Below are 19,962 nucleotides of genomic sequence, written 5' to 3'. Positions count from 1 at the left end.
ACTATATTTTCAGTATATCATTTCTTTATTGTGTCATGCTTCTGATTCGGACAGTTCATAGTCATTTCTCTCTATCACCATTCGGAGTCGATCCACGTAAACACCATTTCTCCATCTATCCTGATACATAATCGCTTCTTCTTGAAATCCATTTAATCGATACGATCTGATTGCCTTTTCATTATCTACATCAACTCGAAGCCAAATTTTGTTTAACTCCCATTCACAAAATCCTACAGATAGCATCGCTCGTAATGCTGAAGAGCCATACCCTTTCCCCCAGAACCGCTTATCGCCAATCGCAATGCCTATTTCTGCACTCTTGTCTGCCTCATCAATGTTTTTTAGATCAACCCAACCGATGTGGTTGCCGTCTTCGGTAGTAATCGCTTTTTGTATGTATCCGTTACTTCTGTTTATACATGCCTCGATCCATAGCTTTGTTTCTTCTTTTGTGAACGGAGGAAACTTATCCGGAACATTCAAATAGGCGGTGACTTCGCGATCCAGCGACCAGAGAAAACGGTCTTCCACATCCCCTAGGGTTAATTCACGTAAACCTACTTTTGGAAGCTGCATGTCGCTCACTCCATATCCTTCATTTTTCAATTATCTAGCCTGTTACTACCCAAATTTCTTTTCAATAGTTGCCGTTTTGCAGCGACTCCAAAAGGGAATTTACCTATTTGGATGATGCTTTGTTTTTTATGATGAGTCTTTCGCGGCTTTGCGCGCAAGTTCCTCTAGGTGTGAACATTTGGTACGATTCAGCTCTTTAAAGAAGAGAAAGAGTGATTTCCATATGGAAGCCTATCCGCTTTTTCACAAAGTAAACTTGTGGTATAGTATAATTCGTTTTGAAGGAAGTAGATACTGAGGTATCTTGGTGTACGTCTCAAACGTATAAACAAACGAGCCTTCATTCGTACGACGAGCCCTTAACCTTTGTTACAAGCAAAAAAAGGAGTGTACATTGTGTCATCTCTTATTGGTTGGTCGATTAGAAACATTTTGTGGCCCTATATGGAAAAAAAGAAAGGGAACAAAATCAGAGCCTATATGTCTGAAATGAAAAAATTTCAGAGTCTTTCGAAGCAGGAGATTTCTCGGTATCAGTCTGAACGTCTAAAAGAACTGCTCGCTCATGCTATAAAAAACGTTCCAGCCTATAAAGATCTCGATCACGAGCTGATCAGATCTGCTTCTAACCCCGCTGATTCGATTCAGCATTTTCCGATTCTTACCAAAAAATATTTCAATGAAAATAGCGAGAGTTATATTTCAAACACCGCTGACCGCTCCCAGCTAATCGCCAATCGCACTGGCGGTTCGACCGGAGAACCTACACGATTTTATCTAGATCGTGTAACTGTCGAGCATTTCGAAGCTGCACGGTGGTTGGGATTGTCTTGGAGTGGAATTCAAATTGGCGACCCATCTGTGATGGTTTGGGGCTCCTCTATTGAACTTTCGAAAAATCAAAGCCAAATTCACCAGTTGAAAGAAGTTTTCTTAAAAAACCGAACGATCATTTCTGCCTATGATTTGAAGGAAGAGAGCATTCGAAAATATCTCGATCAGATTCACTCCTTCAAACCAAACTACCTGTATGGGTATCCGTCTGCTTTGGCATTATTGGCTGAGCTGATGATTCGAAACAATCTGAGACTACGGATTAAGCTGAATGCAGTCGTCACTACTGCCGAGACACTTCAGCCTCAGCAGAGAGAAGTGATTGAAACAGCCTTTGACTGTAAGGTCATTAATGAATATGGCGCTCGAGATGGCGGCATTATTGCCTATGAATGCCCAGAAGGAAACATGCATATTTCCGCTAAAAACTGCTATCTGGAAGTCGTCGATATTCATACCAAGCAGCCCCTTGGATATAATGAAAAGGGCTTGTTACTCGTTACCGATTTAAACAACTATTCCATGCCGCGAATCCGCTATCAGCTAGGCGATGTCGTTTCACTTTCGGATAAGCCATGTGGCTGCGGGAACCACCTTCCTATCCTCGGCAGTTTGGAAGGGCGAGAAGACGACGTATTTGTTTCGCGTGACGGTTCATATGTCCACGGAAACTACTTTAACCAAGTCATGTGGAATTTGGAGAGCTTTTCCGGTTATCAGCTAATCCAACATACGCATGAGGATGTTTCGTTAAAATTAGTCAAAAACGTTGGCAGTCATGACTTTGAACGGGATGAACAGGTCTTCCGCGATGAGATTATGAAAAAATTAGGGAATATCCATCTATCAATCTCGTTCGTCAATGAAATTCCTCGCAGCAGTTCGGGTAAAATTAGATATGCAGTCAGAGAATTTCCGCTGGTGACGACGCCAACGAGCGTAGAGAAGGAAAAGGAATTTACAACATTAAACCTCTAGGATGTGAACTACTTGGATATAACCGAATCTAGCTTCTTGGGTGAGGTGAGCATTGAACGGCTCCTTTTCATTTTTCTAATGATAGCCTTGACCAATTTTATTGAAACGACCTCCTACTGGTCACGATTAGCTGGGGTACGTGGTCAAAAGATAGCGATCTCTAATTCACTGTACGCCATGATTTCCTTCGGTTCCCGAACCGCAACCCTGTTTTTTATCGCTCCGATCGGAGGAATCATTGACCGTGCCGTAAAAGGAAACTTTGATCCCCTACATATGCTGCAGTTTACCCTTGTTGGGGGAGTGCTCGGAACTGCACTGGCGATCATTTTTATGCCGACCATCGTTAAATTTTACGATATTGGCGTAGAGCGTTTAGAAAAAGACGGCAGCATTATACGGGTTTTCAAGTTTCTCATTCTCTCAAAAGAGGGTTTATCTGCACTGAGAAGTTGCTGGACTCCTCCTCGCTTCGAAATGGTAAAGAAACTGAAGCTAGATGGCGTTCCCAAAAGCATGGTGATCTTGAATATTGTGCTGTACACTTTTTTCAGTATGGGAGCGATTGCTGCTTACTATGCCGCTTGGTTGAACCCTGAGTACATGGCGCGTGCCAGCAGCCTTTCCCCTGCTATTAACGCTGTCGGTGCATTCCTGCTCCTCTTCTTCGTAGACGCGCAAAGCGCCATCATCGTTGACAGAGGGCTTAATCGAAAAATCCCAATGGAAGTCGTTCGATCTGCCATGGTCTATTTGGGGATCAGTCGCTTTCTAGGGAACATTCTGGCGATCTTCACCCTTTATCCAGCAGCTCTAGGAATTTCCTTCTTAACGAAATTCTTCTGATGCATTTTGCCGGGAGATCATATTCGCAACAAAGAACAGGAGCCGAGGAATATATCCTCTGCTCTTTTTTGGATTCAACAAAAAGTCCTAACTTTAGTTAGGAGAAAGTACCCATTAAATCGAGTATTGTTAGAGTTGCCCATTGTATTGAATCCTTCCCGTTGATGGAACGCCGTGTGCGATGAAAGTCGCTCGCACGGTGTAGTCTCGTTATAAAGCCATACGGTATAAGACGAGAATAGCGAAGACAGGACCCTTGTGTACGATAGGTTATTTGATACGCGCATTGGTTTCGCTGATACTGACTATTACGGGAGTATTACAAGCGTAAAATTGTATTCTGTCGAAGGAGAGGTGATTAACGAAATGAAAACATTAAGTGAGGAATGGCCCGGCGGATACGACTACTTCGATCCTGGTGTCGGAAAGAGGAAATCAATTGATTTCTCTCCGTATTTATTCCCACAATCCAAAACATATCAGATCGTAATCAAGGCAAATGGATACAAGGATTTGGTTCTCACAATAGTAGGACCAGTAGGGGCATAATCATGATGCCAGTTATTTATCAAGCTTAGAATTGAACAAGGGGCTGCCGCAAAAGGCGGTCTCTTTTTTTTGTTCAAAGAACTCGCTCGAAAACCGGATGTAAACTCCACTGACCGTAGTTGTCAGTGTTGGACTGCTATGATGTTACTAATAACCCACTCGATTACTAAAATCATGGAGGAACCCATTATGAACAATCCAATCACATTGCGCGGACTTAGCACCATCAGTTTCTGGGCTGCTGATCTGGAAGCTGCGAAAAAATGGTACACAGAGCTGTTTGGCTTCAAGCCATACTTTGAACGACCAGGATATTTTGAGTTTCGCCTTGGTGACACTCAAGCAGAATTGGGTGTGATTGATAGCCGCTACTCCCCCACTAGATCGGCAGCAAGCCCAGCTGGCACCATTGTATACTGGCATGTCGATGATGTGAAAGCGACTTTTGAAAAGCTGCTTACCATGGGAGCGACGACATACGAGGAACCTGTAGAACGCGGTCCAGGATTTGTCACTGCCACTGTAGTTGATCCTTTTGGAAATATCCTTGGCATTATGTACAATGCCCACTATTTGGAAGTCCTAGAATCACTCAAAAAGTCCTGACCTGAAACAATAAGGGAGGATATTGACAACAACCGACTCCACGTAATATTATAACTTTACGTAAAAATTAAATTTTACGAAGGTGTGATATTATGGAGATTTCAAAGGGAGTAGAAATGCTTCACCTCGATTTTCATGGGAACATTATTCACCCCATTCTTTTGTGGGATAGAGAAACGGCTGTTTTAATCGACACAGGATTCCCAGGGCAAATAGAAGATTTACGGGTTGCCATGGAAAAAGCAGGAGTGTCGCTCGACAGCCTGAAAGCTGTGATTTTGACTCATCAGGATATGGATCATATAGGCTGTCTTCCTGAGATTTTGCAGGAGTGTGGGAATCAAGTTAAGGTTTATGCACACGAGCTGGATAAGCTTTATATTCAGGGGGAGCTCCCACTTTTAAAAGACGGGCACCTGGAAAATCCTCCGAAAGGCCGAGTAGACTATACTTTGATTGACGGTCAGGAACTGCCGTTTTGCGGCGGAATTCGCGTCATCCATACTCCTGGGCATACCCCCGGTCATATCAGCCTTTATTTAAAACAAAGTAAGACACTTGTTGCCGGGGATTCGATGTACAGTGTAAAAGGAATACTTGGAGGAATTCATGCCCCAACCACACCAGATATGACTGCAGCTCGTCTCTCGTTAAAAAAGTATGTAAATCTCGATATTGCATCCGTGGTTTGTTATCACGGGGGATTGAGTAATAAAAATGTACATGATCAATTAGTAGAGCTTATCCAAGGATGAAAATGATAAGTTTCCCCCATCAGTTCCCCTTGTTCCGCACATTCGTTTCCAAAAAACGGATAAAATGAGTTGCTCTCGATTATTAAATAGGAAGCCCTATCCCTGATCTACCTGTTCATCATTGAATAAGGTAGATTTTTCATGTTTGGTAAGATCAAACATGCTACAATGAAGTCTACTCAATTTTTAGGCTGGAGGAACCTCATGAAAAAGAAATGGGCTTTATTATCTGTATTGGCCGTGGCGCTTGCCTCGACAACATTTTCACCGACTCATGCTGTCGAAAAGAAAAGTGCTGATCTCATCATCAAAAATGGACAAGTCCTGACCATGAACAGCAAGAAGGATCGCTTTACCAACGGGACCATTGTTGTCAAGAGCAACAAGATCGTGGCCGTCGGCGATGCAAAACTAGCGGATGAATACAGCGCACCGAAGGTTATAGATGCCGGCGGAGATATCGTGATGCCCGGCATGGTCAACTCCCACAACCACGTGCCGATGGTCGCTTTCCGCAGCATCGGGGAGGAAGGAGTTGGAAACAGACTGTTCGAGGTCTTTTTCCCGCTGGAGGGCAAGCTCCTCTCCCGTGACCTGATCTATAAAGCATCCATCCACGGTGCCATCGAAATGGCCATGGGGGGAGTGACCACCTACTCTGATATGTACTATCACGAGGACGAAATCGCAAAGGCAACGGAAACCATCGGAATCAGAGGCGTGCTGGGAGAGACCGTCATCAGCTCTCCGGTCGTAGACGCTCCAACGCCGTACGGTGGACTCCAATATGCTGAGGAGTTCATCAAGCAGTATAAAAACAGTGATTTGATCGTACCTGCAGTGGCGCCGCATGCTACATACACAGTGAGCCCCGAGATGCTCAAAGCGTCGAAGGCTCTAGCTGACAAATACAAGGTACCCTTTATCATTCACGCAGCTGAGTTTGCCGACGAGCCGCAGCGGATCGAGAAAAAGTTTGGCGTGAAAGCCGATTCGGTCATCAAATCTTTTGACTCCATTGGCATTTTGGACAAGAACACCATTTTGGCCCACGCCATCCACATCTCGGATGAGGATATCCAATTGATCAAACAAAGAGGGGCGACCATTGCCCACAATCCTATCGCCAATACAAAGGGCGCGACAGGTGTAGCTCCTGCCATCAAGATCGATCAGGCAGGCGTCGCAATGGGACTGGGAACGGATGGACCGATGAGCTCCAACACGATGGATGTATTTGGAACGATGGGATACGCGGCTCGCGTCCATAAACTGGTAAACAAAGACCAAAGTCTGATGCCGCCAAGCAAGGTCGTAGAGCTGGCGACCATCGGAGGAGCCAAGGCACTCGGCCTCGGAGACAAAATCGGTTCCTTGGAAGCAGGTAAGCTCGCAGACATCATCATCGTCGATGTCCATGCTCCGAACACATTCCCAACCTATGATCCGTACGCAACGATTGCATATGCAGCCGGCCCGCAAAACGTCACCGATGTGATCGTCAATGGGAAAATCATCGTGGAAAACAAAACGCTCAAGACTTATGACTATCAAAAAGATTTGAAAGATATGACCGACGTGTACAACAAAGTAAAAGAAGTGGAACAAACATTGGAATTCCACAAACCGAAAAACTAAAGTGATAAAAAGCCTTTCTGCCGGGACAACCGGATGGAAAGGCTTTTTTGACTCCCTGTATGAGTAAAAAGGAATTCCCAAAAGAGCATATTAAGTTATCATCCTGTAGTGCTAGACCGTGAAAATATTTTTTAGACTGAGCAAATAGAGTAGTAGACTGACGATACGTCATTACGTTAACAGGCAGGATAATATAACTTGAAAACTGAAAATAATAACAAAATAAATATGTGGAGGTTCAAAATGCAAAGAGTGATTCCCGCATTCCGGACAACTGACTATACAAGAAGTAAAGCGTTCTACGTGGAAGGATTGGGTTTTAAAATCGATTGGGAACATCAATTTGAGCCGCATTTTCCTGTTTTTGCCCAGATCACTAAGGATGAAATGACTATATATTTGACAGAACACACTGGTGACTGTCAGGTTGGTGGATTAATTCATTTTTTTGTTCCAAATGTTGATAGCTGGTACAGCGAATTAAAGCTCAATAAAGAAACCAGTATTATCGAACCTCCAAATGAGGATCTTGAAGGACTTCGCATGATGAAAGTCGTAGATCCTGATGGTAATCAATTGCGCATATGTACTCGTTTAATAAATTCAGATTGAACGAATGGCGTTCGATAGTTCAATATAGCAGTGGAGTCTAGGAATTATTATTAGGTCCATGGCTACCACTATTTTGATTGGTAGGGTCAGTCTATCCCCCTCTTGTTTCCCATACTAACGTACAGTAAGATTTAGGAAAAACGATGAGGGAGTGGACTTATGGTCACTTGTTACTTGAAATACGTTATTGATCCATACCAGGTTGATGTTTTTGAAGAGTATGCGAAAATGTGGATTCCCCTCGTCAATAAGTTCGGTGGACATCATCATGGTTACTTTCTACCTCATGAAGGCGCCAACAATATCGCCTACGCCCTCTTCAGCTTCCCCAGCTTGGCTGAATACGAAGAATACCGTAAGAAAATCCCGACAGATGAAGAGTGCCAAAAAGCCCTCGCTCTCGCAGATAAGACCAAATGCATTATTAGCTACGAAAGAAGCTTCCTACGCCCTGTACTAGAATAAGCAGCTGTCCGATCTCGCCCATCTTTTAAAAGATGGGCTTTTCAACGCCAGAAAATAAAAAACCCTCCCTTCCGACCAGGGGAAGAAAAGGGAGGCTGGGTGGACTGGGCTCAAATCTCTAGTTCACCAAGTCGAACGAGTTCGACTACTGCCTGAGATCGACCTTTGACACCTAATTTTTGCATAACATTACTAATGTGATTGCGCACAGTCTTTTCGCTGATGAAGAGTTGTCCGGCAATCTCTTTGGTTGTCTTATCTTGGACCAAGAGTTCAAACACTTCTCTTTCGCGATTCGTTAACAACGGCTTGGTTTGGTCGCTACCCTTCAATCGTGCCACCCCTCCTTGTGGGCTCTACAGGAACAAGGTTGAGGGATTACAGAGTCACCTTATCCTATGATGGGGGGTGGGTGATGGTGCCGGAATTTCAAGGATTTTAGGCTTTTGCCATACATCCTATTCAGAAAAAGGGCAATGGGTTCCGAACACCGCAAACAAAGATCCTCGATAAACACCGCGAACACACTACTTTTAGGACGACGATGGCCGCCTTTTGTCTGTTGCTCCCGGTCTTACGCTCGAATAACTCTGAAGGAAGCAGGCGCCGGAACCCAAGGCCAACACCGCCCCCGACACTCCAGTCTATTCAACGGACACACGTACTGCTCCCGTCTTTTCGCCCTCATTTTATTTTGGTTTACCATCTTTGTTCCCAGCAACCGACAAAAAGACTCCCTTCATCTTAGCCGATAAAGGGAGCTGTACGCTTCATTTTTCAATCCTTAAATAAAAGGCGTGCGATGATACGTCTGCTCAAACTTTTCGCGCAGCCCTTTGGCAAGCAAGGTAAACGAACCAACAGCCACGATAAAAGCGAGTAAAGGCGTGAGGAAAATCCAGGTGAAGTTGCTGTAGACAAAGCCGCGGTATGATCCCAAAAGCCCTGCCCACTCATGCGTAATGGAGTGATAGATAACAGGGTCTGTCGTCATTTTTGTCCCGCCGACGAATAAATCGAACATCCCCAAAAGGCCCATCAACGTCATAATCGCAACCATCTCGGTTACCAAAATTATAATCAGCTGCTCTTTTAAATGGGGCAGGATGTGGCGGAAAATAATTTGTTCCCGGCCAGCCCCAAGTGAGGTAGCAGCAAGCACATACTGCGTATCTTTGATTTGCTCGGTCTTCTGCCGGATGGACGAGGCAACACTAGGAGCTCCCAAAATTGCAACAATTCCAATGAACAGCATGATTAGCGTCGAAGTAGGCATCAACGGATTGATACTTACCCCTTTTAGCAAAAAGTACACGGGAATAAAAATCGGCATATACCCCCACGCATTTTCAATGGCCAACCACCACTGCTGAGGCTTGTCCTGGATGCCAATGTATAACCCGATAACAGAGCCTAAAAACACCCTGCCAGCTGCTATCGCCAGTGTCACAAACAACGTATAAGGAGCCCCGTGCAGGAGCAGTGTAAGCAGATCATAGCCCCATTTGTCGGTGCCGAATAGATGATCACTCGACGGTGGTAATGGCGGCGAAATAATGACTGTTTTGCCGTTTACGACCTCATTGCGTGTCTTTTCCTGATGATCGATTGGATACGGTGCCATATAGGGGCCGAGCAGTCCAATCATTAGCAGAAGCAGTACCAGAATAGAGCCTGTCCATAAAGACCAATTGAATCGTTTCTGCATAGAAAAACCTCACTCATACCGAAAAATGTAGCGACTACTTGTAGACGACCGCCCGTTCAAATAAGTACAGAACCAAACGAATCAGGAAATAGACCAAGATAGACAAGAGAATGATGCCCAAAAGTCCCATGACTGCGGAATTGAACTGATACGGAGCGTTTTTACTAAAAATAAAGCGAGTCAAACCGACCACATTAAGCAAATATTCCACAATGAACAGATTCGCTACAGTAATGGCGATTGTCTTTTTCAAATCAGCCAACAAAAACGGCTTAATGTTTTTGTATACGTGTTGAACGAGAACCTGCCATATCCCCATCCCTTTTGCCAGTGCAGTCTTGATGTAGTCCTCTCCGCCAATTTGGACGTATTTCAGGCTAACCACCTTCATCAGGAAGATGGTAGGTCCTATGGACAAAAGAGTAATGGGAAACCAGTTGTTTGCGGAATCACTCGTTGGTGACAATGTAATGATTCGGATGTTGGTCAGCTTATAGAAACTGATAGCAGCCAAAATCGACAAAAAAATCAGAATAAAATCTGGAATCGTCGATATGAGGTTGAGCAGCTTTTGCAGCTGGCGCACCATGCCAAATCGTTGCAGAAACAAGCCAAAAACTAGACTCGCTACAACGGCAATACAAACACTTGAAAATAGCAGCTCAAATGTGCTGAAAGCAAAAGGAAGAATATCCTCCGCAATACTTCTCTCATTGTCGCCCAAATAATAGGTTCCCAGTGACCCTGTGGCGATCTGCTGTATCAGGTAAACCGTTCGTACCACTACTTCTTCTGGTGCAAACACAATCTCTTCTTTGACCGTATACAGCATGAACGGCCCGCCACAAACGGCGATCACCAAAAAGAACATTCCAACCAGTTGTTTCACATATGACAAGCCTTCATACCCCCTTACTATTTCCAACAATACACCATCTAAAAAAATTCATCCAGACAATCAAAAATATTTTATGTTTTTTTATATTTCAGATAATGAATAGTGGTAAAAAAGCAATTCTTGAGGCTACTTACGCGGAAGCGAAGGAAAATCGAAAGAGGGGCGATCCTAGTGCTCCCCCTCTTTTCTCTTAACGAATGAGGTAGAAATCTGTTTGCCTTTTGGCCAAAAAGTGCACTTTGCCATCTTCAAAAGCGATGGGTTCTTCCAAATAGATAGGGATTTCCTCACTCCATTCAGGTATGTATTGCCGAATATTAAATTCCATGGCGTAGCACGTATTGTTTTGTATGGTCAGCTCTCCTTTGACCGGGATTGCTTCTTGCTTATCGTACAAGCCGATGAGTGGCCCTGCCGCATGACAATGAGTGCCGATGGGATGCGAATAAATCATCGCCTTTATCCCTTCTGCTTCAGCCTGCTTGATACATGCTGTGAAAATCTCATTGCCAGTTTTTCCTTCTTGGAAGTTCTCACACATGATGTCTTCCAATCGATTCGCAGTCTGCATGGCGTTCTGTAATCCTACCGGAGCATCGTGCTCATTCATTTTTAATACGTACGCAAGCTGTTGCGTATCTGTCGCCAGCCCTAAATAATGAATCCCGAAGTCCAGATGGATCACATCCCCAGGGACAATAATCACATCTTCAAGCTTGCCACAGCCTTTGCGAATAACATCTACAGTCGGGTAAAAGGATGTCCGTATCCCGAGGTCATTTACTCGTTGCCTGATCCAGCGAACGACATCAGTCGTCCTCGTAATTCCAGGATGGATTACTTGATTGGAGAGCGCCTCTTGTGCAAAATTTCTGGTAATTTCCGCGATTGTCGGATACGCTATCAGCTCCTCGTTTGTGCGTAGCTGAAGCCAATCAAGCGCGACCCGTTCTGCACTCATGACAGCAGGAGCCTGACCTACCTCGAGTACCTCCAGCAATTTCGTAAAATACGAGTGCGTTAGACCATCGCAAAAGCTGTAGTGGTCTGAGACATTGACGCCGATGTGCTTCGGTTTTTTCTCAGAAACGATGCGGGCCAAGCATCCCCATTGATCTTCTTTTGCCGGCTCCCAGACCGAGCGATAAAAAGGCTCAAAATCGGGGTTCGTATGAATGACCAAACGATCTACTGTCTGGTCTTCATTTAAAGCAAACACGATGATCGTTAATCTTCTGGAGCTGTCAATCGCCGCCGGAAACAGTGTCTCCATGATCGGGTCCTCCTGATACTCCCGGCCGATTATCACCCACATGTCCATTTGATGCTTCGCCATAATCGCGGGCAATATCGTAGCTAAACGTCTTTGCAGCCATTGATCCTGCATTTGATCGCGCACTTGCAGCGGCAGGATGTTATTTCGCACGTTCATCTCGTTCAAAGCACTTTCACCCGCCCTGATTTGAAATATTTTCATAGAAAAAAGACGGCTGCTGCCGCCTATCTGATGATCACAATCTGAATTTCCATCGTACCCATATCATGCAAATCGAGCGGTGCAGTCAGTGCAGTACCCGTCATTTCTTGCATATCCCGATTCAGCAAAAACAACGGTGGCGTAATATCTACCACCACGCCTCGATTAGACAAAATTGTACTCGCATTCCCCGAAATCATATTTCCTAGCTCTGAAATCGCACTTTTACCAATTTCATCCATTTCATTGACTGGGAAACCACCCATCATAGCGGAAATGATTCGCAGAGCCAAGTCCTCCTGGATGCCAAAAAAAACATCTCCTTGCAATTGACCGGTCATCCCAATACGAATCCAGGTATGGCCTTCACGATGTATCCATTCTTTTTCGGCCAATTCTCCTCGTGAGATATCGACATTGCACACTTGCGAAATCACCGATGAGGCAGATTCTAAGAACGGATCTAAGTATTGGACTAGCATCTTCACTCTCTTCCTTTCCCGGGCAATTATCTGTCGTATCCATATCATAATGTCGATTTTTGGCAGTTGCAAGAGTCATTACCATAAAATGTAGGGAAAAAGTCTCTTATATACGGAATTCCCGGAAAAAAAGACTCTACTTTAGACTCATAACGAATGGTATAAATAGTCTTACAGGAGCGTAGATCGAGAACTTCTACTCCTACTTCATGGTGACTTAACTGCCATACCGGAAGCTCCAAACGTTCAAAAGCAAAAACGGTATCTCCAAACTCGAAGCATTCCATGATGCAACGCTCATGGGGGTAGCTTTCATCAGCCTCAAGTAAATGAACCGGCTCCAAGCCAAATTGTTGAAGCAAATGCTTACGATCGAGGGCTTGGTCTCTCCGATGCTTGCTAACAGTACGTCGTGGTGAAAGCAACGGATACTCCTTCATTACATATTCCCACTTGATCCCGTGATAAAACATCAAATTTTCCCTCCCCAGACACAAATACCCGGCAGCAGCCTGATCATGCGCTTCGCCGGGTATGCTTTATTACTCTACCTCTTCTTTCCTATCACATTCATTTCAGCTCGTGCTTCGCGTCCCAATGAATCTGTCGCTACCACAGTCAGCTTTTGCTTTCCTTCCTCAATATGATCGAGAACAAGTCGAAATCCCCCTTGATCATTCACATCAGCCTGTAGCTCCTGATCCCCATATTGGATTTGAAGACTGACAGCACCAGTCCCTGTCACCTTCCCTTCGATGGGTACAGACTCCCCGCCTTTTGCTTCTAGCTGGTTTTGCTTTAATGTAACTGTTGGCGCAGGAACTGCTCTTGCTTTGTAGTTCAATCGCAGCTCGCCTTGATGCAAGACAATTGATCCGGCACTAGCATCGACATAACCGTAGATCAACAGGGAGCTTTGATTGCCTGCCCCGTCCTTGCCCTCGATCAAAATACGATTCTCCCCATGCTTCAACGGCAGTGTCTGAGTCACATATTTTTGAACAGGGACTTCGAGCTGATCTTCTTCAAAGCTGGTGACAATTTGTCCATTTACGCTAATCTGTCCCTTGTATGTCTGATCTCGATACATAAACCGGATCGGAACCAGCATTTGCTTCGTTGCTGGGTCAAATTGCACGTCCTCTGCGCCATCATTTTGGAACTGCAAAATAGGAGGGGTCGTATCCACAATGACTCGCTGTGTAAATTGCCGCGTGTTTCCATACATGTCTCGAGCACTGTAAACGACATAGTTGAGCCCTTCAGGCAGCCTTAAGATCGTCTCGAAAGAACCATCTGACTCGACCTTTATCGGAGCTTTGTTGATCGACAACCGAACTCTGTCCAGCATATCCTCTCCAGTCACTTTTCCACGCAAGGCGACATCCGGCTGCTTGGAAATTTTCAGGTAGGAGAATAGATCATCCGGAAACTCGATGAATGGCGGGGTCGTATCGCTCTTCCCATTCAAATGAACCACACTGATATTGCCCGCAAAGTCGTAAGCAACCACACTCATTTTTTTGTCGGGCTGATTTACGACTGTACTCGTTACCTTGGCTGAGTAAGGCCCTCCTACTTTTTTCCCGTTCACATATAGTAAGTACCCTTGAATATCTTTGTCCCGACTGCTCCATTGCACGCGATTTCCCGACACCGATGCAGAAATGACTGGTGGCTTCGTATCCACTCGGATCGGCAAGGTCAAGGTCTGCCAGTTGGCATTTCGTCCATCGATTTTGGCCTTGATGCTAAAGTGATATTGGCCATCTGCTACCTGTTCATAGGTTCCTTTTTCGGGAACATACGCTTTGCCATCCCAGCTCCACGCTTCTCTCTCCGTGTAGTAATAGGGCGTACCCAGCTTGGACTGATCGTATTTGGACACCTTTTCATCGCGCACCAGCGTCCGGATCGGCTTGCCAGATTGATCGGTTACCTCCACGATCACTTGACGGGCATTGCGCAAAAACGTAATGGATGGAGCAGCCGTATCGTAATGACCGTCACCATTTGGCGAAAAAGCGATGTGAGTCGGATCGATTTTCGCTGCTCCTTCCTCGCCAACACCTGTTACCCCCAAGTAGTCACGGTACTTCCATTTGTCATTGCGCTTGTCATGGTACCACGTTGTTTTGACCCCTGTGCGCTTTTCCTGGCTTCCTTTCTCCCACATTGGCTCGTCCATGATTCGCGGCTCGTTCCAATTCCCGTAGAAGCCAAAGTAAGGAACACGCAAGGTTGGAAGCTCCTTGTCATCAGGCTGAAACGCAATAAAGCCCTCTGCAAACAGATTTCGTGCTGTCTCTTGGGGAACCTGGAGCGTCACTTTCACCTCACTACGTTTTCCCGGAGCAACGGTGACTTGCGTATTAGAAAACTGCAGCTTTGCCCCGGCGAGTGGACCCTCTGTCAACAGATTCAAGCCATCCTTGCGCAAATCAGTCAGCACCCCAAATTCGTCCTGCAACTGATACGTTATTGGCTTTTTGCCAAATTTGTTATCGAGGAATAAGGAAAAGGTCGTCGTAGGGCCAATTTCCCCCAAAGAAACCCCAGCCTTACCTTTCGCATCAACAATGATTACAGGCGTTTGGATCGCCTTATTGATTTGCATGAGTCCTGCCCCCTGCACACGAGGGCTGTAGGGCATTTTTTGCGCACGCGCTTTTTCAAAGGCAGCTACACTTTGCCGCGGGTCCATAATCGGCTGTGCCGTATTCATGGCTGCTGCTTTGAGCGTCTCTACAAGCGACCTGCCCTGCAGACTTCTTCCTTGCTTTTGGTAGGCCTGCTTCAGCAGGGCCATCCCTCCCGCTACATGTGGTGTTGCCATAGATGTCCCGCTTTTCACCGCATAATCGGAGTCTTTTACCGTCGACAAAATTCCACCGCCTGGCGCGGATATTTCTGGCTTGAACTGCAAGTCAGGCGTAGGGCCCCAGGATGAAAAAGCAGAGATAGTCCCGCCATCAGGATATGGCATCGGATTTTGCGCATACTCGCCATCAAAGGTGATGCTTACCTTCTTTCCCTTTTTTATCGCCTGCGCCAGCTTCTCACCCATTTGCTTCAAGACCGATACAGCCGGGATTTGCTTCAAATGCTCCGCGCTGATCATCACCGGCCCTGTCTCATTATTGTAGATAACCGCTCCTACAGCTCCTGCCTCCTTGGCAAGGCGAAGCTTTTCATCGAACGATATGTCTCCTCGCTCCAAAAGCACGACTTTGTCTTTGACCGAGACGTTGTAGTCTTCTTTTTTCCCTTTTCCCATATAGACGAGCGGATAAGGCTTGAGCAGCGTCGTCACCGGGTTAATCGCGTTTCCCGTCGCGACATGTCCATGCAAGTAAACGACTCGTTCCAGTCCAGGTACACCTTGTACACCGAAGCTGTAGCCTGCCAGTGAAGTTGCGTTGACAGAAGCGACCGCAAATGCGTCAGGTGCGAGGCCTGGTGAACCGATCATAGCTACGTCAGGGTTTTGCGCACGCACCTTGTCGCTGCCAAAGTAAGCATCGTTGCCCGCAGCAGCAACCACGATCACTCCGTTGTCTACAGCTCGCTTGACAGCCATTTGCTCGGTGTTTACCTCGTCCACATAGCCTGCCGAGGAGCCCAGACTTAGGTTGATTACATCCGCTTTTTTCGTGACCGAATCGTTAATGGCAAATAAGATGGATTCGCTTAATCCAGGCACTTCTCCTTGATAATTGGAAAAGACCTTTTGACTCATAATTTGTGCTTCAGGAGCGACACCCTTCATTTTTCCGTTTGCCGCAATGATCCCCGATACATGCACACCATGCTGCGATTCTCCGACATCCTCTGTTGTTTGATTGCGGTCAGCCCAGTTGTATCCGGGAATGACTTTCTTCGTAGAGCCTGATTTTTGCTGCGCCAATCGCTTGTCACGTGGAGCAGGCATATCCGGATGCTTCGGATTAACCCCGGTATCAACTACAGATACAAGCATTCCTTCTCCTCTTACCCCTGCATCCTGCCAAGCCTCGGTAGCTTCAATCATATCCAAGGTTGAGGTCTGCGCAATCGAGACCTGCTCGCCCAAAAAGGAATGCTCGGCACGCTGCCATTCATCCGCTACAGAAAAGCGTGAATGGCTTTCTTCCTTCGATGTCACCCTCTTGGCTTGTTCTGGAATCGCAGCGTCCTGCAAATCCTGCATGATTTGTGTTTGAAAGCTTGTGGTGTCTATTCCCGCAAGCGCATGGACTCTGCCTGTATTCACTGTCGTTATGGGAAGCAAAACCAACGCCAACCCTAAGCTGAGTACCTGTTTTTTCATCGTTTGCCCCCTTTATGGTAAAGCATCCATTGTTTTAAGTTTTCACTGGGAAGCTCTTGGGTATTCCCTTTCTTAACAAATGGAAGCTTTCTGCCGAGGGAAAAATGGAATGTACGCAAAGGCGTCAAATTACAGTCCGCTTATTTTTGGTATAATAAGGTGTGTTGCCTATTGGTACAAGGAGCTGAAACAGCATGTCATACAATGTGCAAGATGCGATCGAGCGTCTCCAGGAGGCGTTTCGTTCTGCCATGCGCGTAATCGGACCACAATTGTCTGAGCCTGTCCCGGGTTTAACAGGTCCACAGTTTTATATTCTTTATCAGCTTGAGCAAAAGGGAAAATGCACTGTCGGTGAATTGGCAGATTCCATGGTCGTCAAACCAAGCGCGATAACAGCTATGATCGATCGCTTAGATAAGCATGAATACGTGATACGGGATCGTGACGAAGAAGATCGACGCGTGGTACATATTCGACTGACAGACGCCGGAAAATCGATCCTGCTTCAAGCAAAGCAAAAAAGGCTGGAAATGCTGCAGCAATACTTCTCTTGCCTGACGCCAGAAGAATTAGAAAGCTTAGTTTCTACCTTTGAAAAATTAGCGCGTTCGGCAACAGCATCGGCTCAAAAAGAATAGAAAAAAGGCGTGCAAACCGGATATCCGGCGCACGCCTTTTTTCGTCATACTTATTACGAGAAGAAGAATTTCTTCACCGCATGTTTGGTTGTTTCTTTGTTCATATGAGCAATCGAAGTAGTGAGTGGAATTCCTTTTGGACATGCTTGTACGCAGTTTTGCGAGTTACCGCAATCACCGATACCGCCATCTTCCATCAATGCTTCCAGACGCTCATGCTTGTTCATCATACCAGTTGGATGCTGGTTGAACAAACGAACTTGGGAAATCGCGAACGGACCAATGAAATCGGACTTCGCATTTACGTTCGGGCATGCCTCCAGGCAAACACCACAAGTCATGCATTTGGAAAGCTCATACGCCCATTGACGCTCTACTTCTGGCATACGAGGACCAGGTCCAAGATCATGTGTACCATCGATTGGAACCCATGCTTTTACGCGTTTCAATGCATCGAACATGCGACTGCGGTCAATCGACAGGTCGCGTTGTACCGGGAAGGTACTCATTGGTTCGAGACGAATTGGCTGTTCCAGCTTATCAACCAGGGCAGAGCACGCTTGGCGTGGTCTACCGTTAATTACCATCGAGCACGCACCACAAACTTCTTCCAGGCAGTTCGATTCCCAGTTAACTGGAGACGTTTTTTGTCCTTGTGCGTTGAGCGGGTTGCGTTGAATCTCCATCAGCGCACTAATTACGTTCATACCAGGACGGTATGGAATCTTGAACTCTTCCTTGTACGGAGTGCTGTCAGGGCTATCTTGGCGAGTGATAATTAGATGAATCAATTTTTCTGCCATGATCAGTTTCCTCCTCTCTTAGTGCTTCTTGTCAGACGTATAGTCACGTTTACGCGGTGCAATCAACGAAACGTCAATGTCTTCGTAGTAGATTTCTGGCGCAGTGGTTTCAGCATTGTACTTCGCCATTGTAGTCTTCATGAAGTTCTCGTCATCGCGCTCAGGGAACTCAGGCTTGTAGTGAGCACCGCGGCTCTCGTTACGATTGAGCGCACCGATTGTGATCGCACGGGACAATACGAGCATGTTCCACAGATGGCGTGTAAAGGAAGCCCCAGCGTTGCTCCATTTGTTTGTATCGTTGATATTGATTTTTTTGTAGCGCTCCATCAATTCAACGATCTTGTCATCTGTTTTTTGCAGACGGTCATTGTAACGAACTACCGTTACGTTGTCAGTCATCCACTCACCCAGTTCTTTGTGAATCAGGTAAGCATTTTCTGTTCCATCCATTTTCAGGATGTTGTCGTACTTCGCTTGCTCTTTGCTAGTGAAGCTGTCAAAGAGTGTGGAAGACAGATCATCAGAGGACTGGTTCAAGCCGTTAATATATTCGATTGCTTTTGGACCTGCAACCATACCACCGTAGATCGCGGACAACAGGGAGTTTGCACCCAGACGGTTTGCACCGTGTTGAGAGTAATCGCATTCACCCGCTGCGAACAGACCAGGGATGTTGGTCATTTGGTTGTAGTCTACCCACATACCGCCCATGGAGTAGTGAACCGCAGGGAAAATCTTCATTGGAACTTTACGTGGGTCGTCCCCAACGAATTTTTCGTAAATCTCGATGATACCGCCCAGCTTAACATCCAATTCTTTTGGATCTTTGTGGGACAGATCGAGGTATACCATGTTTTCGCCGTTGATACCCAGTTTCATATCTACGCAGACGGAGAAGATTTCGCGTGTCGCGATGTCACGCGGTACCAGGTTACCGTACGCTGGATATTTTTCCTCCAGGAAGTACCATGGCTTACCGTCTTTATAAGTCCAAACGCGTCCACCTTCACCGCGAGCGGATTCGGACATCAGTCGCAGCTTGTCGTCGCCAGGGATTGCAGTCGGGTGAATCTGGATCATTTCACCGTTAGAGTAGATAACGCCCTGTTGGTATGCAGCAGAAGCCGCTGTACCTGTATTGATAATCGAGTTAGTCGATTTACCAAAGATGATACCAGGACCGCCTGTTGCCAAAATAACGGCATCTGCACGGAAGGATTGAATTTCACCGGAACGCATGTTTTGTGCAGTAATCCCGCGACAGGTTCCTGTATCGTCCAAAACGGCTCCGAGGAAATCCCAATATTCGTACTTAGTAACCAGACCTTCTGCTTCATAACGGCGAACTTGCTCATCCAGTGCATAAAGCAGCTGTTGTCCAGTCGTTGCACCCGCAAATGCAGTGCGGTGATGCTTGGTTCCACCGAAACGACGGAAGTCCAAAAGTCCTTCTGGTGTACGGTTGAACATAACACCCATACGGTCCAGCATGTAAATGATACCAGGTGCCGCATCGGTCATTGCTTTAACTGGCGGTTGGTTAGCCAAGAAGTCGCCGCCATATACTGTATCGTCGAAGTGCTCCCAAGTGGAGTCGCCTTCCCCTTTTGTGTTTACCGCGCCGTTAATACCGCCCTGTGCACAAACAGAGTGGGAACGTTTAACGGGAACCAGGGAGAAAAGCTCAACGGGAACGCCTTTTTCTGCTGCTTTGATGGTAGCCATCAAGCCGGCCAAACCACCACCGACAATGATTAGTTTACCTTTTGCCATTGTTTA

19 protein-coding genes are annotated in these 19,962 nt (G+C 46.1%); 9 read left to right on the top strand and 10 right to left on the bottom strand.

What is annotated here, in order from left to right; all coding sequences use genetic code 11:
• Nucleotides 1-33: 33 nt before the first annotated feature.
• Nucleotides 34-579 carry a GNAT family N-acetyltransferase gene (locus C3B52_RS09490; RefSeq protein ID WP_103105827.1) on the bottom strand — a complete coding sequence of 182 codons (546 nt, stop codon included), beginning with the start codon at nucleotides 577-579 and terminating at the stop codon, nucleotides 34-36.
• Between the two features lie 489 nt (nucleotides 580-1,068).
• Between C3B52_RS09490 and C3B52_RS09485 the strand changes: the two genes are divergently transcribed.
• The 8 genes from C3B52_RS09485 to C3B52_RS09450 all read left to right on the top strand — a co-directional run bounded on the left by C3B52_RS09485 (nucleotide 1,069) and on the right by C3B52_RS09450 (nucleotide 7,862).
• Complete coding sequence (locus tag C3B52_RS09485; RefSeq protein ID WP_235615649.1) at nucleotides 1,069-2,391, top strand: phenylacetate--CoA ligase family protein; 1,323 nt, start codon at nucleotides 1,069-1,071, stop codon at nucleotides 2,389-2,391.
• Between the two features lie 3 nt (nucleotides 2,392-2,394).
• Nucleotides 2,395-3,237, top strand: a complete 843-nt coding sequence (locus C3B52_RS09480; RefSeq protein ID WP_164684728.1) for a lipid II flippase family protein — start codon at nucleotides 2,395-2,397, stop codon at nucleotides 3,235-3,237.
• Between the two features lie 258 nt (nucleotides 3,238-3,495).
• Nucleotides 3,496-3,786, top strand: coding sequence for a hemoblobin-interacting domain-containing protein (locus C3B52_RS09475; RefSeq protein WP_103105825.1), 291 nt, complete (start codon nucleotides 3,496-3,498; stop codon nucleotides 3,784-3,786).
• Nucleotides 3,787-3,975: 189 nt separating this feature from the next.
• Nucleotides 3,976-4,392 carry a VOC family protein gene (locus C3B52_RS09470; protein ID WP_103105824.1) on the top strand — a complete coding sequence of 139 codons (417 nt, stop codon included), beginning with the start codon at nucleotides 3,976-3,978 and terminating at the stop codon, nucleotides 4,390-4,392.
• A 92-nt stretch (nucleotides 4,393-4,484) separates the two neighbouring features.
• Nucleotides 4,485-5,147: an MBL fold metallo-hydrolase gene (locus C3B52_RS09465; protein WP_103105823.1), complete on the top strand. Its 663-nt coding sequence runs from the start codon at nucleotides 4,485-4,487 to the stop codon at nucleotides 5,145-5,147.
• Nucleotides 5,148-5,351: 204 nt separating this feature from the next.
• Nucleotides 5,352-6,785, top strand: coding sequence for an amidohydrolase (locus tag C3B52_RS09460; RefSeq protein ID WP_103105822.1), 1,434 nt, complete (start codon nucleotides 5,352-5,354; stop codon nucleotides 6,783-6,785).
• Between the two features lie 243 nt (nucleotides 6,786-7,028).
• On the top strand, nucleotides 7,029-7,397 hold the full coding sequence (locus C3B52_RS09455; RefSeq protein WP_103105821.1) for a glyoxalase superfamily protein: 369 nt from the start codon (nucleotides 7,029-7,031) through the stop codon (nucleotides 7,395-7,397).
• A gap of 174 nt (nucleotides 7,398-7,571) precedes the next feature.
• The gene (locus tag C3B52_RS09450; protein ID WP_235615648.1) at nucleotides 7,572-7,862 is read left to right on the top strand and encodes an NIPSNAP family protein; all 291 of its coding nucleotides are present in this window, start codon (nucleotides 7,572-7,574) and stop codon (nucleotides 7,860-7,862) included.
• Between the two features lie 110 nt (nucleotides 7,863-7,972).
• On the opposite strand, the gene C3B52_RS09445 is transcribed toward C3B52_RS09450, so the two are convergent.
• The 7 genes from C3B52_RS09445 to C3B52_RS09415 form a co-directional block, all read right to left on the bottom strand.
• Nucleotides 7,973-8,194 (bottom strand): helix-turn-helix domain-containing protein, encoded by a 222-nt coding sequence (locus C3B52_RS09445; protein WP_003387736.1) that lies wholly within the window; start codon nucleotides 8,192-8,194, stop codon nucleotides 7,973-7,975.
• 452 nt (nucleotides 8,195-8,646) lie between these two features.
• Nucleotides 8,647-9,570, bottom strand: coding sequence for an ABC transporter permease (locus C3B52_RS09440; protein ID WP_103105819.1), 924 nt, complete (start codon nucleotides 9,568-9,570; stop codon nucleotides 8,647-8,649).
• 34 nt (nucleotides 9,571-9,604) lie between these two features.
• Nucleotides 9,605-10,468 (bottom strand): ABC transporter permease subunit, encoded by an 864-nt coding sequence (locus tag C3B52_RS09435; protein ID WP_306418811.1) that lies wholly within the window; start codon nucleotides 10,466-10,468, stop codon nucleotides 9,605-9,607.
• A gap of 190 nt (nucleotides 10,469-10,658) precedes the next feature.
• Nucleotides 10,659-11,945 carry a M24 family metallopeptidase gene (locus C3B52_RS09430; RefSeq protein WP_103105818.1) on the bottom strand — a complete coding sequence of 429 codons (1,287 nt, stop codon included), beginning with the start codon at nucleotides 11,943-11,945 and terminating at the stop codon, nucleotides 10,659-10,661.
• A 23-nt stretch (nucleotides 11,946-11,968) separates the two neighbouring features.
• A complete protein-coding gene (locus tag C3B52_RS09425) occupies nucleotides 11,969-12,427 on the bottom strand; it encodes a chemotaxis protein CheX (RefSeq protein WP_103105817.1) in 459 nt (152 codons plus the stop codon).
• 44 nt (nucleotides 12,428-12,471) lie between these two features.
• Nucleotides 12,472-12,900, bottom strand: coding sequence for a hypothetical protein (locus tag C3B52_RS09420; protein WP_235615647.1), 429 nt, complete (start codon nucleotides 12,898-12,900; stop codon nucleotides 12,472-12,474).
• A gap of 74 nt (nucleotides 12,901-12,974) precedes the next feature.
• Nucleotides 12,975-16,736, bottom strand: coding sequence for a S8 family serine peptidase (locus C3B52_RS09415; RefSeq protein ID WP_103105816.1), 3,762 nt, complete (start codon nucleotides 16,734-16,736; stop codon nucleotides 12,975-12,977).
• 194 nt (nucleotides 16,737-16,930) lie between these two features.
• Between C3B52_RS09415 and C3B52_RS09410 the strand changes: the two genes are divergently transcribed.
• Entirely contained in the window at nucleotides 16,931-17,377 is a 447-nt protein-coding gene (locus C3B52_RS09410; protein ID WP_103105815.1) for a MarR family winged helix-turn-helix transcriptional regulator, read from the top strand.
• A gap of 53 nt (nucleotides 17,378-17,430) precedes the next feature.
• On the opposite strand, the gene sdhB is transcribed toward C3B52_RS09410, so the two are convergent.
• Nucleotides 17,431-18,180: a succinate dehydrogenase iron-sulfur subunit gene (gene sdhB, locus C3B52_RS09405; protein WP_012685406.1), complete on the bottom strand. Its 750-nt coding sequence runs from the start codon at nucleotides 18,178-18,180 to the stop codon at nucleotides 17,431-17,433.
• A gap of 18 nt (nucleotides 18,181-18,198) precedes the next feature.
• The gene (gene sdhA / locus C3B52_RS09400; protein ID WP_103105814.1) at nucleotides 18,199-19,956 is read right to left on the bottom strand and encodes a succinate dehydrogenase flavoprotein subunit; all 1,758 of its coding nucleotides are present in this window, start codon (nucleotides 19,954-19,956) and stop codon (nucleotides 18,199-18,201) included.
• Nucleotides 19,957-19,962: the final 6 nt, after the last annotated feature.

The organism is Brevibacillus reuszeri (assembly GCF_002897295.1).
GTDB classification, from domain to species: Bacteria; Bacillota; Bacilli; order Brevibacillales; family Brevibacillaceae; genus Brevibacillus; species Brevibacillus reuszeri_A.
Note: the sequence above shows the minus strand (reverse complement) of the source record. Positions and strands in the feature narration are given on the sequence as shown.

Bases quoted from the DNA above. Each gene is read 5' to 3' on its own strand.
- C3B52_RS09470 (WP_103105824.1), top strand. From the start codon at position 3,976: ATGAACAATCCAATCACATTGCGCGGACTTAGCACCATCAGTTTCTGG.
- C3B52_RS09420 (WP_235615647.1), bottom strand. From the start codon at position 12,900: ATGTTTTATCACGGGATCAAGTGGGAATATGTAATGAAGGAGTATCCG.
- C3B52_RS09430 (WP_103105818.1), bottom strand. From the start codon at position 11,945: ATGAAAATATTTCAAATCAGGGCGGGTGAAAGTGCTTTGAACGAGATG.
- C3B52_RS09425 (WP_103105817.1), bottom strand. From the start codon at position 12,427: ATGCTAGTCCAATACTTAGATCCGTTCTTAGAATCTGCCTCATCGGTG.
- C3B52_RS09455 (WP_103105821.1), top strand. From the start codon at position 7,029: ATGCAAAGAGTGATTCCCGCATTCCGGACAACTGACTATACAAGAAGT.
- sdhA (WP_103105814.1), bottom strand. From the start codon at position 19,956: ATGGCAAAAGGTAAACTAATCATTGTCGGTGGTGGTTTGGCCGGCTTG.
- C3B52_RS09485 (WP_235615649.1), top strand. From the start codon at position 1,069: ATGAAAAAATTTCAGAGTCTTTCGAAGCAGGAGATTTCTCGGTATCAG.
- C3B52_RS09460 (WP_103105822.1), top strand. From the start codon at position 5,352: ATGAAAAAGAAATGGGCTTTATTATCTGTATTGGCCGTGGCGCTTGCC.
- C3B52_RS09410 (WP_103105815.1), top strand. From the start codon at position 16,931: ATGTCATACAATGTGCAAGATGCGATCGAGCGTCTCCAGGAGGCGTTT.
- C3B52_RS09490 (WP_103105827.1), bottom strand. From the start codon at position 579: ATGCAGCTTCCAAAAGTAGGTTTACGTGAATTAACCCTAGGGGATGTG.
- C3B52_RS09415 (WP_103105816.1), bottom strand. From the start codon at position 16,736: ATGAAAAAACAGGTACTCAGCTTAGGGTTGGCGTTGGTTTTGCTTCCC.
- sdhB (WP_012685406.1), bottom strand. From the start codon at position 18,180: ATGGCAGAAAAATTGATTCATCTAATTATCACTCGCCAAGATAGCCCT.
- C3B52_RS09465 (WP_103105823.1), top strand. From the start codon at position 4,485: ATGGAGATTTCAAAGGGAGTAGAAATGCTTCACCTCGATTTTCATGGG.
- C3B52_RS09440 (WP_103105819.1), bottom strand. From the start codon at position 9,570: ATGCAGAAACGATTCAATTGGTCTTTATGGACAGGCTCTATTCTGGTA.